Origin of the sequence: Paraburkholderia terricola (assembly GCF_900142195.1) — a bacterium.
Taxonomy (GTDB): Bacteria; Pseudomonadota; Gammaproteobacteria; order Burkholderiales; family Burkholderiaceae; genus Paraburkholderia; species Paraburkholderia terricola.
This window is the reverse complement of sequence record NZ_FRAB01000010.1, coordinates 59908-80674: the sequence shown is the minus strand read 5'-3', so window position 1 is coordinate 80674 and position 20767 is coordinate 59908. Positions and strand designations below refer to the sequence as shown.

General features: G+C 64.6%; 18 protein-coding genes. 12 read left to right on the top strand and 6 right to left on the bottom strand.

Annotation, left to right across the window (positions count from 1 at the left end; all coding sequences use genetic code 11):
* The first annotated feature begins 4 nt into the window (after window positions 1-4).
* The 7 genes from BUE39_RS11165 to BUE39_RS11135 all read left to right on the top strand — a co-directional run bounded on the left by BUE39_RS11165 (window position 5) and on the right by BUE39_RS11135 (window position 6988).
* Window positions 5-439: a PAS domain-containing protein gene (locus BUE39_RS11165; protein ID WP_073428719.1), complete on the top strand. Its 435-nt coding sequence runs from the start codon at window positions 5-7 to the stop codon at window positions 437-439.
* Between the two features lie 22 nt (window positions 440-461).
* Complete coding sequence (locus tag BUE39_RS11160) at window positions 462-704, top strand: hypothetical protein (RefSeq protein WP_073428718.1); 243 nt, start codon at window positions 462-464, stop codon at window positions 702-704.
* Window positions 705-784: 80 nt separating this feature from the next.
* Window positions 785-2032 (top strand): formyl-CoA transferase, encoded by a 1248-nt coding sequence (gene frc / locus BUE39_RS11155; protein ID WP_073428717.1) that lies wholly within the window; start codon window positions 785-787, stop codon window positions 2030-2032.
* Between the two features lie 110 nt (window positions 2033-2142).
* Window positions 2143-2922, top strand: a complete 780-nt coding sequence (locus BUE39_RS11150) for a fumarylacetoacetate hydrolase family protein (RefSeq protein WP_073428716.1) — start codon at window positions 2143-2145, stop codon at window positions 2920-2922.
* Between the two features lies 1 nt (window position 2923).
* Window positions 2924-4498, top strand: coding sequence for a Re/Si-specific NAD(P)(+) transhydrogenase subunit alpha (locus tag BUE39_RS11145; protein ID WP_073428715.1), 1575 nt, complete (start codon window positions 2924-2926; stop codon window positions 4496-4498).
* A gap of 9 nt (window positions 4499-4507) precedes the next feature.
* The gene (pntB, locus tag BUE39_RS11140) at window positions 4508-5902 is read left to right on the top strand and encodes a Re/Si-specific NAD(P)(+) transhydrogenase subunit beta (protein WP_073428714.1); all 1395 of its coding nucleotides are present in this window, start codon (window positions 4508-4510) and stop codon (window positions 5900-5902) included.
* A gap of 84 nt (window positions 5903-5986) precedes the next feature.
* On the top strand, window positions 5987-6988 hold the full coding sequence (locus BUE39_RS11135; RefSeq protein WP_073428713.1) for an HPP family protein: 1002 nt from the start codon (window positions 5987-5989) through the stop codon (window positions 6986-6988).
* A gap of 41 nt (window positions 6989-7029) precedes the next feature.
* Here BUE39_RS11135 and BUE39_RS11130 read toward each other — a convergent pair whose 3' ends face one another.
* The 6 genes from BUE39_RS11130 to BUE39_RS11105 form a co-directional block, all read right to left on the bottom strand.
* On the bottom strand, window positions 7030-7380 hold the full coding sequence (locus tag BUE39_RS11130) for a response regulator (protein WP_073428712.1): 351 nt from the start codon (window positions 7378-7380) through the stop codon (window positions 7030-7032).
* A gap of 6 nt (window positions 7381-7386) precedes the next feature.
* Window positions 7387-8862, bottom strand: a complete 1476-nt coding sequence (locus BUE39_RS11125; RefSeq protein WP_073428711.1) for an ATPase domain-containing protein — start codon at window positions 8860-8862, stop codon at window positions 7387-7389.
* Window positions 8863-9252: 390 nt separating this feature from the next.
* Entirely contained in the window at window positions 9253-10986 is a 1734-nt protein-coding gene (locus BUE39_RS11120; RefSeq protein WP_073428710.1) for a tannase/feruloyl esterase family alpha/beta hydrolase, read from the bottom strand.
* Window positions 10987-10996: 10 nt separating this feature from the next.
* Entirely contained in the window at window positions 10997-12136 is a 1140-nt protein-coding gene (locus tag BUE39_RS11115; protein WP_073428709.1) for a porin, read from the bottom strand.
* 82 nt (window positions 12137-12218) lie between these two features.
* On the bottom strand, window positions 12219-13391 hold the full coding sequence (gene mhpT / locus BUE39_RS11110) for a 3-(3-hydroxy-phenyl)propionate transporter MhpT (protein ID WP_235004862.1): 1173 nt from the start codon (window positions 13389-13391) through the stop codon (window positions 12219-12221).
* Window positions 13392-13865: 474 nt separating this feature from the next.
* Window positions 13866-14345 carry a MarR family winged helix-turn-helix transcriptional regulator gene (locus BUE39_RS11105; RefSeq protein ID WP_374709801.1) on the bottom strand — a complete coding sequence of 160 codons (480 nt, stop codon included), beginning with the start codon at window positions 14343-14345 and terminating at the stop codon, window positions 13866-13868.
* Between the two features lie 158 nt (window positions 14346-14503).
* Here BUE39_RS11105 and BUE39_RS11100 point away from each other — a divergent pair, with 158 nt between their 5' ends.
* The 5 genes from BUE39_RS11100 to BUE39_RS11080 all read left to right on the top strand — a co-directional run bounded on the left by BUE39_RS11100 (window position 14504) and on the right by BUE39_RS11080 (window position 20621).
* On the top strand, window positions 14504-15331 hold the full coding sequence (locus BUE39_RS11100; protein ID WP_073428706.1) for a p-hydroxycinnamoyl CoA hydratase/lyase: 828 nt from the start codon (window positions 14504-14506) through the stop codon (window positions 15329-15331).
* Between the two features lie 51 nt (window positions 15332-15382).
* The gene (locus tag BUE39_RS11095; RefSeq protein ID WP_073428705.1) at window positions 15383-16834 is read left to right on the top strand and encodes an aldehyde dehydrogenase; all 1452 of its coding nucleotides are present in this window, start codon (window positions 15383-15385) and stop codon (window positions 16832-16834) included.
* A gap of 121 nt (window positions 16835-16955) precedes the next feature.
* Window positions 16956-18857, top strand: coding sequence for a feruloyl-CoA synthase (locus BUE39_RS11090; RefSeq protein WP_073428704.1), 1902 nt, complete (start codon window positions 16956-16958; stop codon window positions 18855-18857).
* Window positions 18858-19087: 230 nt separating this feature from the next.
* Entirely contained in the window at window positions 19088-20134 is a 1047-nt protein-coding gene (locus tag BUE39_RS11085) for a phytoene/squalene synthase family protein (protein WP_073428817.1), read from the top strand.
* A gap of 238 nt (window positions 20135-20372) precedes the next feature.
* A complete protein-coding gene (locus tag BUE39_RS11080; RefSeq protein WP_073428703.1) occupies window positions 20373-20621 on the top strand; it encodes a hypothetical protein in 249 nt (82 codons plus the stop codon).
* Window positions 20622-20767: the final 146 nt, after the last annotated feature.

Genomic DNA, 20767 nt, shown 5'->3' with positions numbered 1-20767 from the left:
AACCATGCAAACAACAACCATCGACTTCGAGCAGCTCGTCAACGCAATCGGCGACGCGATCATCATCTCCGACGCCACCGGCAGCATCACGTTATGGAACCCCGCCGCCGAGCGCATGTTCGGCTTCACGCAAGCCGAGGCGTTGGGAAAGTCGCTGGATCTGATCATCCCCGAGCGCTTGCGCGGCCGTCACTGGGACGGCTATCACAAGACCATGACAACGGGCGAAACTCGTTATGGCAACGACGTGCTACGCGTTCCCGCCGCGCATAAGGACGGCCGCTCGCTGTCGATCGCCTTCACGGTTGCGTTGCTGCATTCGCCGCAAAACGAATTGACCGGCATCGTCGCCGTGATTCGCGACGAAACCAGTCGCTTCCAGGAAGATCGCGCGCTGCGCAAGCGCCTCGCGGAACTGGAAGCGTCGGCAGGCGCTTGAGTGGTCGCACAGGAGAATTCCGATGCACGTAGAAGTATTGGGCAAGTACCGGCTCGAGTTGTCCGCGATGCAATGGATTCACAACGGCGGTTGGGCCGCCTACGTGGCGATTCGCACGGTCGAGGAAAACCATTCGGCGCAGCCCGATCTGCTGCCGTATCAGCAGGTGGTCGACGAAGCGATTTTTGAAAGCGAGGCGGCGGCGATTGCCGGGGCGCGCCGTGTCGCGATGGCATTGCTCACGCCCGCCGCCCGAAAACGCTAAGCCCGCATTGCATACGACGTCGCGGCACGCGCCCGGCCGGCTCGTCCAGAACAACCACGATTAATTCAGGGAGACCCGACATGGGCAAAGCATTGGAGGATGTGAGAATCCTCGACTTCACGCATGTGCAGTCGGGCCCGACCTGCACGCAGTTGCTGGCATGGTTCGGCGCCGACGTCATCAAGGTCGAGCGGGCGGGAGCGGGCGACATCACGCGCGAGCAATTGCGTGACATCCCCGAAGCGGACAGCCTTTACTTCACGATGCTCAACCACAACAAGCGCTCGATCACGATCGACACGAAGCATCCTGAAGGCAAGCTGGTTCTCGAGGAACTGATCCAGTCGTGCGACGTGCTGGTGGAGAATTTCGCACCCGGCGCGCTCGACCGGATGGGCTTCACCTGGGAGCGCATCCAGGAACTCAATCCGCGCATGATCGTCGCCTCGGTGAAGGGCTTCGGCCCCGGTCCCTATGAAGATTGCAAGGTGTACGAGAACGTGGCGCAGTGCGTCGGCGGCGCGGCCTCGACAACCGGTTTCGACGATGGCCCGCCCGTGGTGACCGGCGCGCAGATCGGCGACAGCGGCACGGGCCTGCATCTCGCGCTCGGCATCGTCACGGCGCTCTATCAACGCAAATCGACGGGACGCGGCCAACATGTGCTGGCCGCGATGCAGGACGGCGTGCTCAATCTGTGCCGCGTGAAGTTGCGCGACCAGCAGCGGCTGGAACGCACCGGCGTGATGAAAGAGTACCCGCAACATCCGAACGGCATATTCGGCGAAGCGGTGCCGCGCGCGGGCAACGCATCCGGCGGCGGTCAGCCTGGCTGGATTCTCAAATGCAAGGGCTGGGAAACCGACCCGAACGCGTATATCTACTTCATCGCGCAGGCCCCTGTATGGGCCAAAATCTGCAACGTGATCGGCCGTGAAGAATGGACCACGGACCCGAACTACGCGACGCCCGCCGCGCGCCTGCCGCATCTGAAAGACATTTTCGCCGAGGTCGAGCGCTGGACCATGACCAAGACGAAGTTCGAGGCGATGGCCATCCTCAACAAATACGACATTCCGTGCGGCCCGATTCTCTCCATGAAAGAGATCGCGGAAGAGCCGTCGCTGCGCAAGACCGGCACGATCGTCGAAGTCGATCATCCGGTGCGCGGCAAGTATCTGACGGTCGGCAATCCGATCAAGCTGTCGGACAGTCCCACTGAAGTCACGCGCTCGCCGCTCCTCGGCGAACACACCGACGAGGTGATGGCCGAACTCGGCTACACCGCCGACCAGATCGCTCATTTGCGCACCGTCGGCGCGATTTGAGCGCGTCGGCGGCGACCGCCCACGGCGTTCCGACGCACGCATAACAAGACCTTGCGGCGCGACCTTTCCGGTCGCGTCATCGCAACACCAATATTGCAGGAGACAATCCGATGACAGCGTGGATACGTTTTCGTCTTGCCGATGGCCATACGCGCTTCGGAATACTCGATGCGGAAAGCGTCACTGAATACGCCGGCGACATGTTCGGCGATGCCATATCGACCGGCCACGTGCACGGCGTCGATGAACTGACGCTGCTGAGCCCGTGCGTGCCGACCAAGGTCGTCGCGTTGTGGAATAACTTCTATGCGCTCTCCGAGAAACTCGGCAAGGCGCCGCCCGCGCATCCGCTCTTTCTGATCAAGCCGCCGACCTCGGTGATCGGTCAACGCGAACCGATCCGGCGGCCGCCTGCATACGGCGGCAAGATCGCCTACGAAGGCGAGCTCGCCATCGTGATCGGCAAGCGTTGCGGCAACGTATCGGTCGAAGCGGCGAGCGACCACATCTTCGGCTACACCTGCATCAACGATGTCACCGCCGCCGAACTGCTGAACGAAGACGTCAATTTCGCGCAGTGGTGCCGCTCGAAGGGCTTCGACACGTTTAGCTGCATCGGCCCCGCGATCCAGCGCGAGTTCGACTGGCGCGCGGCGCGCGTGGTGACGACGCTCGACGGCGTCGAGCGGCAGAACTATCCGCTCGCGGACATGATCTTTTCGCCCGCCGAACAGGTGAGCCTGATTTCGCAGGACATGACGCTGGAGCCGGGCGACGTGATCGCGTGCGGCACGTCGATCGGCGTGGGCTCGATCAAGGACGGCGCGACGGTCGACGTAGCGATCGACGGCATCGGCGTCCTCTCGAACACGCTCGCGCTGGAGAGTTGACATGCCGATGACGATTGCCGTGCCGCGCGAGATCCGCGACGGCGAAAGGCGGGTGGCCGCGACGCCCGAAACGGTCGGGCAGTTGCTGAAGCTCGGCTTCGCGGTGAATGTGGAAACCGAAGCCGGCGTGCGCGCGTCGTTCGATGACGATGCGTACCGCGCGGCGGGCGCGCAGATCGTGAGCGACCCCCGCGCGTTGTGGGCCGATGCCGATATCGTGATCAAGGTGCGCGCACCGGAATATCACCCCGCGCTCGGCGTCAGCGAAACCTCGCTGCTCAAAGCGGGCGCCACGCTGATCAGTTTCATCTGGCCCGCGCAGAACGCGGCGCTGCTCGAACAACTCGCCGAGCGCGGCGTGAACGCGATGGCGATGGACAGCGTGCCGCGCATCTCGCGTGCGCAGAAGCTCGACGCGCTGAGTTCGATGGCGAACATGGCCGGCTATCGCGCGGTGATCGAGGCGGCGCAGCACTTCGGCCGCGTCTTCACCGGGCAGATCACCGCGGCGGGCAAGATGCCGCCGGCGAAGGTGATGGTGATCGGCGCGGGCGTCGCGGGGCTGGCGGCGATCGGCGCCGCGCGCGGCCTCGGCGCGATCGTGCGGGCGTTCGATACGCGCCCGGAAGTCGAGCAGCAGGTCGAAAGCATGGGCGCCGAATTCCTCAAGCTTGACGTCGAGGAAGAGGGCAGCGGCGCGGGCGGCTACGCGAAGCAGATGAGCGCGAAGTTCATCGAGGCGGAAATGGTGTTGTTCGCCGCGCAGGCGAAAGAGGTCGACATCATCATCACGACCGCGCTGATTCCCGGCAAGCCGGCGCCGAAGCTGATCACCGCTGCGATGGTGGCGGGCATGCGGCCGGGCAGCGTGATCGTCGACATGGCGGCGGAGCAGGGCGGCAATTGCGAACTGACGCAGCCGGGCGTCGTGGCCGCCGTCAACGGCGTGACGATCATCGGCTACACCGACTTGCCGAGCCGGATGGCGACGCAATCGAGTCAGCTTTACGGCACCAACATCCGGCATCTGCTCACCGATCTGACGCCGCAAAAAGACGGCATCGCGCGTATCGACATGAACGACGACGTGATGCGCGGCGCGACCGTGGTGTACGAAGGGCAAATCAGTTGGCCGCCCCCTCCGCCGAAACAGGCGGCGATCGCGGTGCACAAGCCAGCGCCCGCGAAGGCCGCCGCCATTGCCGCCGATGCGAAGGAACCGGCTCGCGGCTCGCGCTCTACGTCGCTGATTCTGCTCGCGGTCGCCGCCGTGGGGCTGCTCGCGTTGGGCGCGGTCGCGCCGCCCGCCTTCGTCGCGCACCTGACCGTGTTCGTGCTCGCGGTGTTCGTCGGCTATCAGGTGGTATGGAACGTGACGCCCGCGTTGCACACGCCGCTGATGAGCGTGACCAACGCGATCAGCGGAATCATCGTGATCGGCGCGCTGCTGCAACTCGGCACGCCGAACGCGCTGGTCACCGTGCTCGGCGGCATCGCATTGCTGGTCGCCACGATCAACATCGCCGGCGGGTTCCTCGTGACCCAGCGGATGCTGAAGATGTTTCAGCGCAACTAAGGAGAAGTCATGCTGAACGGAATCGGCAACATCGCGTATCTCGGCGCAAGCACGCTGTTCATTCTCAGCCTGCGTGGCCTGAGTCATCCGAGCAGCGCGCGGCGCGGCAATCTGTACGGCGTCGCCGGCATGCTGATCGCGGTCGTCGCGACACTTCTGATCGCGCAAGGCGCGGGCATCGAGGTCGTGCTCGCCGCAGCCGTGATCGGCGCGGCAATCGGCGCATTGCTCGCGCGCCGTGTCGAGATGACGCAAATGCCGCAACTGGTCGCGGTCCTGCACAGCTTCGTCGGACTTGCCGCGGTGCTGATCGGCGTCACCAATTATCTGATGCCCGCCGGCGAGCTCGGCGGAGCCGAACGCGCGATCCATCTGATCGAGATCTACCTCGGCGTGTTTATCGGCACGGTCACGTTCACCGGCTCGATCGTCGCGTTCCTCAAGCTGCAAGGCACGGTGAGCGGCAAGCCGCTCGTCATTCCGGGCCGGCATCTGCTGAATCTCGCGGTGCTCGTGCTGTGCATCGCGATCGGCTATCGCTTTCTTGCGGTGCCGGCGGGTGCCGACGGCGTCGTTGCGTTGCTCGCAATGATCGTGCTGGCCGGCGCGCTCGGCGTGCATCTGGTGATGGCGATCGGCGGCGCGGATATGCCGGTCGTCGTCTCGATGCTGAACAGCTATTCCGGCTGGGCGGCGGCCGCCACCGGCTTCATGCTGAGCAACGATCTGCTGATCACGACCGGCGCGCTGGTCGGCTCTAGCGGCGCGATTCTCAGCTACATCATGTGCCGCGCGATGAACCGCAGTTTCATCTCGGTGATTCTCGGCGGCTTCGGCGCGGCAAGCGGCACCAGTTCGGCGGATATCGCGGGCGAAGTCGTGCCGACCACCGTCGATGAAGTCTGCGCGATTCTGCGCGACGCGTCCGAGGTGATCATCGTGCCGGGCTACGGCATGGCGGTCGCGCAGGCGCAAACGACGATCAGCGACATCACGCGCAAGCTCGAAGGGCTCGGCGTGCGCGTGCGCTTCGGCATCCATCCGGTGGCGGGGCGCTTGCCGGGCCACATGAACGTGCTGCTCGCGGAAGCGAAAGTGCCGTACGACATCGTGCTCGAAATGGATGAGATCAACGAGGACTTCACCAACACGGACGTCGTGCTCGTGATCGGCGCGAACGACATCGTCAACCCCGGCGCGCTCGAAGATCCGGGCAGCCCGATCGCGGGGATGCCGGTGCTCGAAGTGTGGAAGGCGCGCACGGTGGTCGTGTCGAAGCGCAGCATGGCGACCGGTTACGCGGGTGTCGACAATCCGCTCTTTTACAAGGACAACACGCGGATGCTGTTCGGCGATGCGAAGGGCAGCGTCGACGCGTTGCTCCGGCAATTAGAGGCCGCCTGAAGAACGCATCGAGGAACGCAGCGAAAAACAACACGGAAAGCGGCCCGAGAAGCCCCACCGCCGCCAACGACGGAGACAAAAAACGTGCCTAAAAAGAACTTGGCCTCTGCCGCGGTGCGCTGGCTGCTGAGCTTCGCGCCGCATCCGGTGACGGCGAAATGGCCGGAGCGTTTCCGATCGTGTGTCGGCGCGCTCTTCGGCATCGCGTTCACTGGCGGGTCGATGTATTTTCTGGTCGGCGCGGACGCGGCGATGCCGCTGCTGGTCGCGCCGATGGGCGCATCGGCCGTGCTGCTGTTCGGCGTGCCGGCGAGCCCGCTGGCGCAGCCGTGGTCGATCATCGGCGGCAATCTGGTATCGGCCGTGGTCGGCGTTGCCTGTGCGAGCTGGATCGCCAACCCGGTTGCGGCCGCGACGCTCGCGGTGTCGCTCGCGATCTGCGCAATGTTTGCGCTGCGCTGTGTGCATCCGCCGTCAGGGGCGGTTGCGTTGACGGCGGTGTTGGGCGGTCCCGCGATTCATGCAATGGGCTACCGCTTCGTACTCGAGCCGATTGCGATTCAGTCGATCGCGCTGCTCTGCGCGGCGCTCGTGTTTCATGCGCTGACGGGGCATCGGTATCCGCACGTTCCCGCGCAGAATCCGCAGCCCGGCGCGGCCCTGACGCCGGGTTTCACACGGGCCGATCTGGATGCGGTGCTCGCCAAACGCAGCGAATGGCTCGACATCGACGCGGACGATCTCGAAGCGCTGCTGCACGAAACGCAATTGCAGGGCTACACCCGCGCGCTGAACCAGTTGACGTGCGCCACCATCATGTCGCGGCCGACAGCGGCAAGCGCGGCAAGCGCGGCAAGCGCGGCAAGCGCGGCAAGCGCGGCAAGCGCGGTAACCGCGCACGCCGAGCCGCGCGCGGCCAGCGTGAACACGCCGATCGCCGAACTCGTGCCGCTGTTCGCGACTCACGGCCATCATCACATTCCGGTGCTGGACGCCGAGCGGCGACTCGTCGGGATGGTGACGCCGAGCGATGTGATCGCCGGCTTGCATCGTCACGCGCAACGCTCGCCGCGACGCGCCGCGTAGGCTCGAATGCGAACCCCGTGCGGACAGCGCAACGGATCGGATCAGACCGCCATGCGCCGAAGCATGTTCAGCAGCGTGTCGAATGAAAGCGGCTTGCGCGCGTATTCGATCACGGGATTCGGCTGCACGGGAATGTCCGCCGCCGCGCTGCACAGAATGATCGGTATCGCGCGCAGTTCCGGGTCCTCGTACAGCGCCGCGCACAGTTGCAGCCCTGACATGACCGGCATCATGCAGTCCGACACGACGACGTCGGGGCGAGTCTTGCGTATCTGTTCGAGCGCGGCGGCGCCATTCGACGCCGTCAGCACCGTGTAGCCGTGCCGCTCCAGCAGCAGTCGCCAGACCGTGAGAATGTCGAACTCGTCGTCCACGACCAGGATGGTTTTCATGAGCGGCTACGTCATGCGTCGCGGCTGTAGCGTGGCGGACAGGCCGGGACTCGAATACACGCTCGCGGGACTGAGCGCGCACTCCGCTACATCGAGGCCCTGCGACGAAATCACGAGTTCGCGCAGGGACGTCTCGTGCGCGCTTTCGCGCTGCTTGACCACCGAGATCATGCGCCGCAACCCCGACTCGGTTTCGGCGTAACGCAACAGCACCAGGTTTTCGGTCAACGCCGAAACCCGCACGCCTCTCGCATGGCCGGGGTCGGCGTAAAGCGGCAGCTCTTCTGTCACCAGCGTGGTGACGGCGGCTTCGCGAAGCTGGTGCAGCAGGGCGTTGAGAAACAGCCCGAAGCGTTCGGTGCGCAACGCCGAATCGCGGAAACCTTCCATGCCGTCGATCACGATGCGCGACGCGCCGATCTTCCTGACCGTGGCGAGCGCGGTCGCCGCGAGTTCATCGACCGCAAGCTCGATCGCGGGTTGCCATTGAATGACGAGACGGCCGTCGTCGTACGCGTCGGTCAACGCGATCGACACCGCCTCGGCTTTGCCGATGAGCCGCTGCGGTCCTTCGTAAAAGCCGAGATAGACGCAGCGTTCGTCGCGCGCCACGCCGGCGGCCAGAAACTGCAGACCGAGCAGGGTCTTGCCCGCGCCCGACGGTCCCATCAGCGTGGTGGTCGAACCTTGCGCGAAGCCGCCGCCGAGCAGGCTGTCCAGATGCGGCAAGCCGAAACCCAGGCGCGCTTTCAGATCGACCGGACCCGGCTGCGCGGCGCACTGCGCTTCGAGGCGCGGGAACATCAGCAGCCCGCTTTCGGCGATGCGAAAGAAGTGCCTGCCCATCAGGTGATTGCGGGCGCGCATCTTGTGCACTTCGATTTCGCGGGCGCGGCGCATGCCGTCGCCATGGCGGTTCAGTTCGATCTGGCCGTCGACGAGCGTGTGTTCGGGATGCGGCTCGTTGCCGGAAAGCGGGGCGAGCAGCAAGGTCGTGCAATTCATGGCCGCGACCAGCGCGTTCAACTCGTGAATGAACTTCGACAGCGCCAGTTCGGTTTCGCTGAATTCACGCGCGCTGCGAAAGCCGTCGATGATCATGAGGCTCGGGCGATAGTCGTAGATGCTGGAGGCGATCAGCCTGAGAAAACCGTCGAGACCGTCCTGCATCAACTCGTGATAGCCGGAGATGAACAGCATTTGCTGCGCGACCGCTTTCTCGTCGAAGAAGGCGAGGCCCTTGAGGTGCGCAAGCAGCTTGTCATGCGACTCCGCGATCAAGGTCATGTACAGCACCTTCTCGCCCCGGCTCACACGATGAAAACCGATCTGGCTCGACAGAATCGTCTTGCCCGCGCCGGCCATGCCTTCCAGCAGATACACGCCGCCGCTCACCAGACCGCCGCCAAGGATCTCGTCGAAACCGGGCACGCCCGTTTCCACGTTGGAGCGGGAAGATGTCTGCGATTCGTGAATGGTCATGGCGCGGTGTCGTTCAAAGGGCGGCGAGGCTGCGGCTCGGGGGGGAGCCGTCGATCGCTCAAATGAACACGAGTCAGCAATCGCTGTTCCCGCCTTGTCGGAGATCGCGCGTGACCGGAGCGGGCTGGCGTGGGAATGGTTCGACCGGCTGCGGGCTTCGCCGTGAACGGGCTGTGAGCTGGCTGTGAGTGGGCAATGGGCGTGGCGCGCGGTGCAAACGATTCGCAGCGGGCGCGCTGTATAGCGAAGGAATGCGGGCTTTCAAACCCGGCGCTGCGAAGGCGTTGAGGAAGTGCGCGGGAAAGAAAGTCTCCCCGCGCAGGCAAAACTACAAATCATGCGCGAGCGATGTGTTTTTGCGTGTTCATCCGCGCTCGCGGACACCTCATCTCAACTACAGGCGAAACTGCTCGCGGCGTTGATGTCGCCGCCGCGATAGCGGGCCACCTTCGGATACGGACACAGCGGCCGCGTGCGTCCCGCGCCCCAATCCGCGGGGACGTCCGTGTTCGGCGTCACATTGCTCGCGTCGCGCGCCGTGGCGATCACGCTGTCCGGCGCCTTGCCCTGCTCGACCCACGAGATCATCGGCGTGAGCATGTCGAACTGATCGGCGCTCGGGCCGCCGCTGCAATGGTTCATGCCGGCGATCGTGTAAAGGCGCGCGAAGTTCGACGCGTCGCCGCCGTTGGCCGTCATGAGCCGCTGATACCAGTCGGTGGTGTCGTTCGATGAAAACACCGGGTCGCTCGTGCCGTGATAGACCATCAGCTTCGCGCCGCGTTGCTTCAGTGCGCCGAGGTTGGTCTCGTCGGGCGGCGTCATGAACGACCACGACGATTCGCCGTAGACGCCGCTGGTGGCGAAGATCTTCGGCGCGTCGGTGTCCATGCTGAAGTTGAGCGCGTAGGCGGACAGTTGGCTCAACACCGAGACACTCTGCGGCGGCGTGGTGAACGTGAAGGCCGCCGCGGCCGGATCGAGCGTGATGGAGTTCGACTGCTTCCACGCCGACCAGCCCTGGCCGAGACCCGCATCGTACGGAAAGCTCGCGTACAAAGCGGTGCCCGCGCTGTTGCGCGCGCCCGAGAACACGTTGCCGATCGCGTCTTTCTGCGCGCTCGTCAGACAGGTTCCGTCGCGTGCGTTGCTTGCGCAGGTCGGGACGTCATTGGCGAGGCTGAAATTGGCCTGGCATGCCTTGATGTCCTGGATGAGGCCGTCGCTCGCGCCATCCAGCGCGTCGCATTTCGCCAGTATCTTCGACGCGACCATCTGGCGTTCCGTGGCGGTAAAGCCTGTCGTGATGTCGGGTAAGCCGCTTGCTGTCGTCGCGGTCGCCACTTTCGCCAGTTGCTGCGCGCCCCACATTTCGCCGATGGCCGCTTTCGGCAAATGGAAACCTGGGTCGCCGGCAATGATCCCGTCGTATTCCGCCGACGAACGCGCCGCCGCGACCAGGGCATGACGGCCGCCGTTCGAGCAACCGTCGAAGTAACTGCGATCGGGCGCCTTGCCATAGGCCAGCCGGATCACCTGCTTGGCCATCGGCGTGAGCGTGGCGACCGCGTTGTAACCATAGTCGAGACGCGCTTGCGGATCGAGGCCGAACAGCGGATTCTGCGACGCGCTGTGCCCGGCGTCCGAACTGATCACCGCGAAGCCCATGTTGAGCGCGTCGTTGGTCGGACCGCCGCCGCCGATCTCTCCCTTGGCGGTGACGATGTTGCCGTCCAGCCCGCCATTGGCCTGGTAGAAGAAGCGCCCGTTCCATGCAAGCGGCAGGCGCATCTCGAAGCCGATCGCATAGGTCTTGCCGTCCACGCTGCTCACGCGCTGGTTCATGTTGCCTTGAATCAGGCAGTGTTCGGCGATCGGTTTGCCGGCCACGCTGAGCGTGCCCGCCGCCACGTCCGTTACGGACGTAAAGACCGTGTTGGTGAACGCGAGCTTCGCGCCGAGCGTCGTGCAATTGCCCGCCAAGGTGCCCGGCGTGGCCGCGCTCAGTTGCGGCAGCGCGTTGGCGTTGGTGCTGGAATTGCCGGCGCCGCCGGTATCGTTGCCGCCGCACGCGGCGAGCGTGAGTGCCGCGGCTGCGGCGAGCGCAATGGCTGTGTGCTTCATGCGATGTCTCCTAGAACGAGTGCCGGACGCCGATCATCGCGCCGGTCTGGCCGGTGCCCGCGGTGGGCGTCGTGCCGCCGCCGCCCGAGCTGACGGAGTAGCGCGCCTTCGCGCTGTTGGCGAGATACGAGGCTTGCGCGTAGACGGCGGTGCGCTTCGAGAGCAGATAGGTGGTGCGCAAGGTGCCCATCGTGGCGCGCGTGTCGTGCTGGGTGTTGACGATGCGATAGACCTCGCCGTCGACGATGAAAGCCGGCGTCACGAAGTACGACGCGCCGACGAAAAACAGATTCGAGCGCACGCTCGCGACCGTGCCCGCCGACGGCTCCACGCGTCGATTGAGCCAGCCGGCGCCGAGCTTCGCTTTGCCGATGTTCGCGTAGGCGCTGACGTGGGTGCGGATGTCCTTGTCGGCCGCGTTGACGATGCGGGCCGGCGTCACGCCGTCGAAGAAATTCGCCGCCGCGGTGCTGCCGCCGCGCTGCTCTTCATACGAGGCCGCGACGCCGAACAGCGGCGCGTCGTACTTCAGCATCACGGACCATTCGCGGCATTCGGTTGCATGACCCGCGACAGAACCGGTGCAGGTGCCTTGTCCCGGCGAATTGCCGGTGCCCGCCGAGTCGCGGCCGAACGAATAGTTCGCGCCGAACGTCACGCCCGCATAGTTGCCCATGTAGACCACCGAGTTGTCGGCGCGGGCGTTCGGCACGTAGGCGTCGAGCGAGCCGAGGCCGTAGATGTCGGGGCCGATCAGGTCCGCGCCCATCAAGGCGAGGTACGTCATCGTGTATTGGCGGCCGAACGAAAGCGTGCCATACGGACTCTTGATGCCGACGAACGCCTGGCGGCCGAACAGTCTGCCGCCCTGGCCGAGATCGCCGCCGCGCACGTTGAAGCCGCTTTCCAGCGTGAATACCGCGCTGTAGCCGCCGCCCAGATCTTCGTTGCCGCGCAGTCCCCAGCGCGACGGGAATTCGCCGGTGATGCCGGGCATGCGGAAAACGCTCTTGCCCGCGGCGTTCGCGTGCGAGACGTATTCGATGCCCGTGTCGATGATGCCGTAGAGCGTCACGCTCGATTGGGCCGTTGCGGCGCCGCTGACGGCGCACAACGCGCCGCAAAGAAGAAGACGTGCGGATGCTTGCATGAGGGGTGTCTCCAAACCGTTGATTGAATTTGTGTTGTTGTCGTTGATCGTTGCGCCGGCTTGCGCCGGCTTGCGCGGCCGCTCAGTCGGCGCGCGGGCGGCGCAGCAACAGCAGCGCGGCCGCCGCCGCGATCAGCGTGACGGGAATGCTCGCGCCGATCACCGTCGACGAACTGCGGCCCATCGCCAGTAATTGACCCGCGGCGAGCGGGCCGACCACCGAGCCGATGCGGCCCACCGCGACCGCCGCGCCGACGCCGGTGCCGCGCATCGCCGTCGGATAGAACGCCGCGGACAGCGCGTACAGCACCGATTGCCCGCCGATCACGAACATGCCGGCGAAGAAGGCGGAGGCCGCGAGCGCGCCGAAGCCGGGCGCCATCGAGAGCGCGGTGAGCGACGCGATGATGCCGACATACATGCCCGCCACCACGGCGCCCGCGCACATGCGATCCATCAACATGCCGATGCACAACGCGCCGATCCCGCCGCCGACGTTGAAGAAGATCTGCACGTAGCCGACCTGTGCGCGCGTCAAACCGCTCGCCGCCATCAGCGAGGGCAGCCAGTTGAGGAGGAAGTAAAGGACGATCAGCGTGCAGAAGTAGCTGATCCAGATCTGCACGGTGGACAAACCACGCGTGCCGCCGAACAGAACTTCGCCGACCGGCGCGGGCTTCGCGTGTCCGTCGTGCGAGGCCATCGTGAACGCCTTGGAATCCGCGAGAAACACTAGCAGCAACGGCACCAGCAACAGCGGGCCCGCACCGCCGACATAGAAGATGTGACGCCACTCGGCATCGCCCGCGCTCATCAGGCCGATCACCGAGGCGATCACGCCGCCGAACGGAATGCCGCAATACATCACGCTGACCGCGGTGCTGCGCGAGCGCGGCTCGACCGCTTCCGACGACAACGCGATCAGGTTCGGCAACGCACCGCCGAGGCCGATGCCCGTCAACACGCGCACGATCACCAGCATGTGGAAGTCGCTCACCAGCGCGGTCATGATCGAGAGCAGGCCGAACAGGCACGCGGAAATCACCAGCACGCGTTTGCGGCCGATGCGATCCGCGAGCCGTCCGCCGAACATCGCGCCGGGCAGCAAACCGAAAGTGCCGGCGCTGAACGCAAGCCCCATCTGTCCGACCGACAGACCGAACTCGCGCGCCATGCGCGGCGCCGCGACGCCGACCGATTGCAGGTCGAGCCCTTCAAGCAGCGCGACGGCAAAGCACAATCCGAGCGTGACCAGGGCGCTCGTCCGGCTGGATGCGGCGGGGGCGGCGGCGCCGTTGGTCGAAGGTAGTGTTCCGGCTCTTTTCACGTTAGCGATCCTTATCAAGATGCGTGGTTTTCCGGGTTCATTGAAGGACGGCTGCACTTGAGCGCCGTCTTGCTTGCCCGATAGAGGCATGAGCGGTGCGTTTGCCCGCGTCGAAGTTCGCCTGGATCTCAGGCGGCTTCGGCGAAGCGGGATTCAGTTCACTGTCGAACTCGCGATGGCGTGCGCGTCGGCATACCCGTTGTGCACACCGATACGCCGCGCAGCGAACACCGCAGCGCGCAACGCATCGAGTCGATGCCCGCGTGGCTGTCCGATTGTTTCGAGGCGATGCGGCGCGTCTCCAAACGCTGCATCGTGGAGTGGATTTAATATCAGGTAGGCTGATAACACAAGCGCAAATCGTTCGGTGAAAACACCTAGCGATCTGGCGGCGCGGTTAATTTAACCGCGTAGATTACGAACGAAAGTTTCGAGGTGGGTTTGCAGGGCGCCGGCCGCTTCGAGTTCGATGCCCGCCATCATCTGCTTCTCGATTGTCTTGACGGCCTGCTCGCATTCGCGCAGCACGGCGCGTCCTTCGTCCGTCAATCGCAGCAGCACGATGCGGCCGTGGGTCGGGTCCGGCTCGCGGCTCACCCAGTTGCGGCTCGCCATCGCGTTCATGACTTCATTGGCGGATTGCGGCGTGATGAACGAGCGTTCGGCCACTTGCGCATTGGACGCCTGGCCCTTTGCCTCGAGTACGGACAGCGCGGTGAACTGCGCGAGCGTCAGACCGAGCGGCGCGAGCGCTTCGGTCATGCGCCGCCGCAGGATGCGGTCGAGACTGCCGATCACATAGGCGAGTCGCAGGCTGGGTCGGCGAGTGCGGGTGACAGCGGGCTCCGCGGGCGAATTCTGTTTTTTGCTCATTGTCGTCAGGAGATTCGGTCTATGCCGCATCTTAGCGCGCCTCGCCGCCGATTCCGCCGCTAGGGGTTTGCACCGAGCCGCCGATTTTCCGCTTTACATATCAGGCAGCCTGATATTAAATAAGCTCATCGGGCCGCTGCGGCGGTCAACGTTCATGGAGAAAACAGATGGGTTACGAAGGTCGCTGGAAAACCGTCAAGGTCGATGTCGCTGAGGGAATCGCGTGGGTGTCGCTCAATCGTCCCGAGAAACGCAACGCGATGAGCCCGACGCTCAACAAGGAAATGATCGAGGTTCTGGAAGCGGTCGAACTCGACGCGGAAGCGCAAGTTCTGGTGCTGACGGGCGAGGGCGACGCATGGACCGCCGGCATGGACCTGAAGGAGTATTTCCGCGAAGTCGACGCCGGCCCGGAAATCCTGCAGGAAAAGATTCGCCGCGATGCATGCCGCTGGCAATGGCAGTTGCTGCGCATGTACGCGAAGCCGACCATCGCGATGGTCAACGGCTGGTGTTTCGGCGGCGGCTTCTCGCCGCTGGTGGCGTGCGATCTCGCGATTGCCGCCGACGAAGCCGTGTTCGGCCTCTCCGAAATCAACTGGGGCATTCCGCCGGGCAATCTGGTGAGCAAGGCGATGGCCGACACCGTCGGGCATCGTCAGGCGTTGTACTACATCATGACGGGTGAAACATTCACGGGCCAGGAAGCGGCGCAGATGGGCCTCGTCAACAAGAGCGTGCCGCGTGCCGAACTGCGCGAAGCCACGCGCGTTCTCGCCGGCAAGCTGCTCGAAAAGAATCCGGTGGTGCTGCGCGCGGCCAAGAACGGCTTCAAGCGTTGCCGCGAACTCACGTGGGATCAGAACGAAGACTACCTGTACGCCAAGCTCGATCAGGCGCAGCATCGCGATCCTGAAGGCGGCCGCGAGCAGGGCCTGAAGCAGTTCCTCGACGACAAGGCGATCAAGCCGGGTTTGCAAACCTACAAGCGCTGATCGAGCGCGCGCGGATGCGCGCGAGAAAAGACAAGCGAGGAGACGAGCAACATGCATGAAGTGACGTTATTGATCGGCGGCGAGAGCCGCGGCGCGTCGGACGGCAAGACGTTCGAGCGCATCAATCCCGCGAGCGGCAAGCCTGCCTCGCGCGCGGCCGCGGCAACGCTCGCCGATGCCGACGCGGCAGTCGCCGCAGCCGCGCGGGCATTCCCGGCATGGTCGGCGCTCGCGCCGACGGAGCGCCGCAAGCGTCTGTTGGCCGCCGCCGATCTGATGGATGCGCGCACCGCGCAATTCATCGAAACCGGCGTCGCCGAAACCGGCGCGATGCCGAACTGGTACGGCTTCAATGTGATGCTGGCCGCCAACATGCTGCGCGAAGCCGCCGCCATGACCACGCAGATCGACGGCGACGTGATTCCCTCGGACGTGCCCGGCAGTCTCGCGATGGCGGTGCGTCAGCCGTGCGGCGTGGTGCTCGGCATGGCGCCGTGGAATGCGCCGGTGATTCTCGGCACGCGCGCGATCGCCATGCCGCTCGCGTGCGGCAATACAGTCGTGCTGAAGGCGTCGGAAGGCTGTCCGGGCGTGCATCGGCTGATTGGCGGCGTGTTGCAGGAAGCGGGCCTGGGCGAGGGCGTGGTGAACGTCATCACGCATTCCGCCGAAGACGCACCGGCGATCGTCGAGCGGCTGATTGCGCATCCGGCGGTACGGCGCGTCAACTTCACCGGCTCGACGCGGGTGGGGCGCATCGTCGCGCAACATGCCGCGCAGCATTTGAAGCCGGCTTTGCTCGAACTCGGCGGCAAGGCGCCGGTTGTCGTGCTCGACGATGCGGATCTCGATGCGGCCGTCGCCGGCATTGCGTTCGGCGCGTTCTTCAACCAGGGGCAAATCTGCATGTCCACTGAGCGCGTGATTGTCGACCGGAAGATCGCCGATGCGTTAGTGGAAAAGCTCGCGGCCAAGGCGCGCACTTTGAGAGCGGGCGATCCCGCTGCGGCGGATTCCGTGCTTGGCGTGCTCGAAAGCGCGGCTGCGGCGGGGCGCATCGAGGCGCTGGTCAAGGACGCGCATGAGAAGGGCGCAAGGCTGCCGGTCGGTTGTCATGTGGAGGGCGCGGTGATGCAGCCTGCGATAGTCGACGGTATAACGCCCGCGATGAAGCTATACGCCGAGGAATCCTTCGGTCCCGTGGTCACGGTGCAGCGTGTCGACGGCGACGATGAAGCGATTCGCGTCGCCAACGACAGCGAATACGGTTTGTCGGCAGCGGTATTCAGCCGCGATGTGTCGCGCGCGTTGAACGTGGCCAAGCGCATCGAATCGGGCATTTGCCATATCAACGGACCGACCGTGCACGACGAAGCGCAGATGCCGTTCGGCGGCGTGAAGAAGAGCGGCTATGGGCGCTTCGGCAGCAAGGCGTCGATTGCCGAATTCACGGACCTGCGCTGGATCACGATTCAAACCGGACCGCGGCACTATCCGATCTGATTCGCGTGCGGCTGATACGCTGCAATCAGAGCCGTATCAACGCATGGAGAAGGTGGCTCCGCCGCATGACGCAGAGCGCCCCCCGATGCCGTCATAGGCGGCGCGTAACAGGAGACAGGCTTTGCATTCCGAGCCAAAACAATCGAATGCCCCCGGCACGCCGACGCGCTATCGCGCCACGGCGATCGGTACTTCGTCGGTGCATGCGCAACGGCGCGGCGATACGTGGTATCTGCGCGCGGCCGAGCCGCTCGGCGAACATCCGCGGCGCATGACAGACCGGCTCGCGAGCGGTGCGCAAGCGCATCCCGAACGCTGGCTGGCGGCACGCCGCGGTATCGACGGCGAATGGATCGGCGTGAGCTATGCGAAGGCGTTGCAAAGCGCTCGCGCTATCGGGCAGGCTCTGCTGGCCCGCAATCTTTCCGTCGAGCGGCCGGTCGCGATTCTCTCCGGCAACGATCTCGAGCATCTGCAACTGGCGCTGGGCGCAATGTGGGCCGGCATTCCGTATGCGGCGATTTCGCCGGCCTATGCGCTGGCTTCGGGCGACTTCGGCAAACTGCGTCATACGATCGATCTGCTCACGCCGGGACTCGTTCTCGTCAGCGACTATGATGTGTTCGCCAGGGCCATCGCGGCGGTGGTGCCTGCCGACGTCGAAGTCGTATCGGTCAACGGACCACGCGAGGCGCGCGCGGCGCATAGCGTGACGTCGTTCGACGACCTGCTGAACACGACGCCCACCACCGTCGACTCGGTTCACGCAACGGTGAGCCCCGACACCATCGCCAAATTTCTCTTCACGTCGGGCTCGACCAAACTGCCCAAGGCCGTGCCGACCACGCACCGCATGCTGTGCAGCAACCAGCAGATGCTGCTCGAAACCTTTCCCGAGTTCGCGCGGGAAGCGCCGGTTCTGGTCGACTGGCTGCCCTGGAACCACACCTTCGGCGGCAGCCATAACGCCGGCATCGCGCTCTACAACGGCGGCACGATCTATATCGACGACGGCAAACCCGTCAACGGCAAGTTCGAGCAAACGTTGCGCAATCTGCGCGAAATCGCACCGACCATCTACTTCAATGTGCCGAAGGGTTGGGAAGAACTGGCGATCGCGCTGGAGCACGACGCGCAATTGCGTGAGACGTTTTTCTCGCGCGTGAAGGTGTATTTCTTTGCGGGCGCCGGCCTCTCGCAAGCCGCGTGGGACCGGCTGGAGCGGGTCACGGAAAAATACTGCGGCGAGCGCATTCGCATCATGGCGGGACTCGGCATGACCGAAACGTCGCCGTCATGCCTGTTCACCACGGGGCCGATCATGCGCGCCGGCTATGTCGGCTTGCCCGCGCCTGGCTGCGAGGTCAAGCTTGCGCCGGTCGGCGACAAACTCGAAGCGCGCTATCGCGGCCCGCACGTGATGGCCGGCTACTGGCGCGCGAACGCCGGCGAGTCGGACAACGCATTCGACGAGGAAGGCTACTTTTGCAGCGGCGACGCGTTGCGCTTTGTCGATGTCGAGCGGCCGGAACTCGGCTTGCTGTTCGACGGACGCATTGCCGAGGATTTCAAGCTGAGTTCGGGCACCTTCGTGAGCGTCGGTCCCATGCGGGCGCGTGTGATTTCCGAGGGCGCGCCCTATGTGCAAGACGTGGTGGTCGCCGGCATGAATCGCGACGACGTGGGCTTGCTGGTGTTTCCGCGACTCGCCGATTGCCGGCGTCTAGCGGGACTGCCCGAATCGGCGAGCGCGCGCGAAGTGGTGGAAGCGCCGGCGGTGCGGGCGCATTTCGCGGCTTTACTGGCGACGCTCAATCGCGGCGCGACCGGCGGCGCGACCACGATCGCGCGCCTGCGGCTCATGGACATCGCGCCGTCGCTCGATCTCGGCGAGATCACCGACAAAGGCTCGATCAATCAGCGCGCGGTGTTGACGCATCGGGCCGCGCTCGTCGAGGCGATGTACGATGCGGCGCGGCGCGATCCCGCGGTGATTTACGCGGTCGCGGGTGGCGCGGCGTAGTGCATGCGCCGGCGTGATCGGTGATCGGCTTGCGTTTCAGGGAACACGAAGTGGCAGCCGCTGGTTCTGAAAGAGAACGGTCTACTGGGGTAGAAAAAGGCACTTAAGCAGAAGTGCTCGCAACAAAGTTGGCGCGGGTCAGCGTCAATCCGCTGCCGCGCGGCGAAAGCGCTTCGCCGTATACAATTCGGCAGCGCCTGATTTTTGCCCCTACTGACCTGATCCCACTCATGCCGAATCCGACCCGGGCCTTCCTTCTCGGTCCGCTCCTGAAAGGCGTTTCACGCTCCTTCTACCTTACGCTGCGCGTGCTGCCCGCCGGCATGCGCGACCCGATCGGCCTCGCGTATCTGTTGGCGCGCGCGGCCGATACGATCGCCGACACGTCGCTCATTTCGCCGGAACAGCGCCTTGCGCTGCTGCTGTCGTTGCGCGACCAGGTGAACGGCGCAGCCGACGACGGCGCGCTGATCCGGCGCATGGCCGCGGAAGTGGCGGGCCAGCAGGCGCAGTCGGATGAAAAGGTGCTGCTCGAATCGCTCGGACCCGCGCTCGAAGTCTTGTCGCAACTCAGCGAGCCCGATCGCAAGGCGGTGCGTGAGATCGTATCGACGCTGACCGAAGGCATGGAATTCGATCTTCGCACCTTCCCCGACGAACGTTCCGGCCGGATCGCCGCGCTGCGCGAATACGACGAACTGGATCGCTATACGTATCTGGTGGCGGGTTGCGTCGGCGAATTCTGGACCACGATGACTTATGCGCACATGCCCGGTACGCTGAAGGAACGGCCCGAGACGATGGCGCGCCGCGGCGTGCGTTTCGGCAAGGCGTTGCAGATGACCAACGTGCTGCGCGATTGCGGCAAGGACTTGCGGATCGGCCGCTGTTATCTTCCCGAGACGCTGCTGGTTCGCCACGGGCTGAGCGCGCAAGATCTGCTGCTGCCGGGCAACTCCATACGCGCGCGTCCGCTGCTGGTCGAACTGCTGCGCAAGACGCTCGATCATTTTCGTGACGCGCTGGACTACACGCTGGCGATTCCCGCGTTCTCCGTGCGTTTGCGGCTCGCCTGCTTGTGGCCGATTCTGATCGGTCTGGAGACGCTGCTGTTGCTGGTGGATAACGACGCCTGGCTCGATCCGCAGAAGGTCTCGAAAGTGCGACGCAATCGGGTGTATCAGATCATCGCGTCGTCGCTGTTCATGGTGCCTTCGAACGCGCTGGTGCGGAACTCGATCGAGCAGCGCATCAGACGGATCGAAGCGCGGCTCTGAACGTGGCGACATGAAGATGTAGCTAGCCCGGTGCGGAAACACCGATACGATGTGCACCCGGCTACTCGTTGAAAAATGAATCTTGGCTGGATGGTCGCCTAAGCCGCCGACAACGCCAGCCCAATCGCGCCGCAATCTCACTTGATTTAATCTGCATCATTGAAAGGCGATCGATCGGGAAACCCCTAACACCGTGCATCGGTGGTTCGCGTTAGTCTCTTCGACAGAGGAGGCGGACATGAGACAGGCTTTCAATATTGCCGTGGTGTTGCTGCTGGGCTATCTGCTGGCGGATAGGGCATTGATGCGCGCGCAAGCGGGCGAGACGGGAACGATAACCTGTCACCAGGGCGCGGAGATGGTCAAGGCTAACGCGTTGAAAAAAGGCTTCGGTGACGTCGGCGCCAGCAGTCAGGGGGAAAATTTCCTGTCGAGCTGTCTTGTCACCGGCCGTGGCGAAGTGGGCGGTCTGGTCGCACGCGACTGAGCGGTTCATTACACAGTGCATCACGGAGACACGCAGGCGGGCATCGCCAAAGATGCGCCGCGAAAAAGCGCCTGGACCGTGGAGATCCAGGCGAAGTCACCGGGAGCCCGATGACGGAGGTATCGAATAAACCGCTGGCCCGCGAT

Coding starts and splice junctions, on each gene's coding strand:
- BUE39_RS11165 (WP_073428719.1), top strand. CDS start 5: ATGCAAACAACAACCATCGACTTCGAGCAGCTCGTCAACGCAATCGGC.
- BUE39_RS11160 (WP_073428718.1), top strand. CDS start 462: ATGCACGTAGAAGTATTGGGCAAGTACCGGCTCGAGTTGTCCGCGATG.
- frc (WP_073428717.1), top strand. CDS start 785: ATGGGCAAAGCATTGGAGGATGTGAGAATCCTCGACTTCACGCATGTG.
- BUE39_RS11150 (WP_073428716.1), top strand. CDS start 2,143: ATGACAGCGTGGATACGTTTTCGTCTTGCCGATGGCCATACGCGCTTC.
- BUE39_RS11145 (WP_073428715.1), top strand. CDS start 2,924: ATGCCGATGACGATTGCCGTGCCGCGCGAGATCCGCGACGGCGAAAGG.
- pntB (WP_073428714.1), top strand. CDS start 4,508: ATGCTGAACGGAATCGGCAACATCGCGTATCTCGGCGCAAGCACGCTG.
- BUE39_RS11130 (WP_073428712.1), bottom strand. CDS start 7,380: ATGAAAACCATCCTGGTCGTGGACGACGAGTTCGACATTCTCACGGTC.
- BUE39_RS11125 (WP_073428711.1), bottom strand. CDS start 8,862: ATGACCATTCACGAATCGCAGACATCTTCCCGCTCCAACGTGGAAACG.
- BUE39_RS11120 (WP_073428710.1), bottom strand. CDS start 10,986: ATGAAGCACACAGCCATTGCGCTCGCCGCAGCCGCGGCACTCACGCTC.
- BUE39_RS11115 (WP_073428709.1), bottom strand. CDS start 12,136: ATGCAAGCATCCGCACGTCTTCTTCTTTGCGGCGCGTTGTGCGCCGTC.
- BUE39_RS11100 (WP_073428706.1), top strand. CDS start 14,504: ATGGGTTACGAAGGTCGCTGGAAAACCGTCAAGGTCGATGTCGCTGAG.
- BUE39_RS11095 (WP_073428705.1), top strand. CDS start 15,383: ATGCATGAAGTGACGTTATTGATCGGCGGCGAGAGCCGCGGCGCGTCG.
- BUE39_RS11085 (WP_073428817.1), top strand. CDS start 19,088: ATGCCGAATCCGACCCGGGCCTTCCTTCTCGGTCCGCTCCTGAAAGGC.
- BUE39_RS11080 (WP_073428703.1), top strand. CDS start 20,373: ATGAGACAGGCTTTCAATATTGCCGTGGTGTTGCTGCTGGGCTATCTG.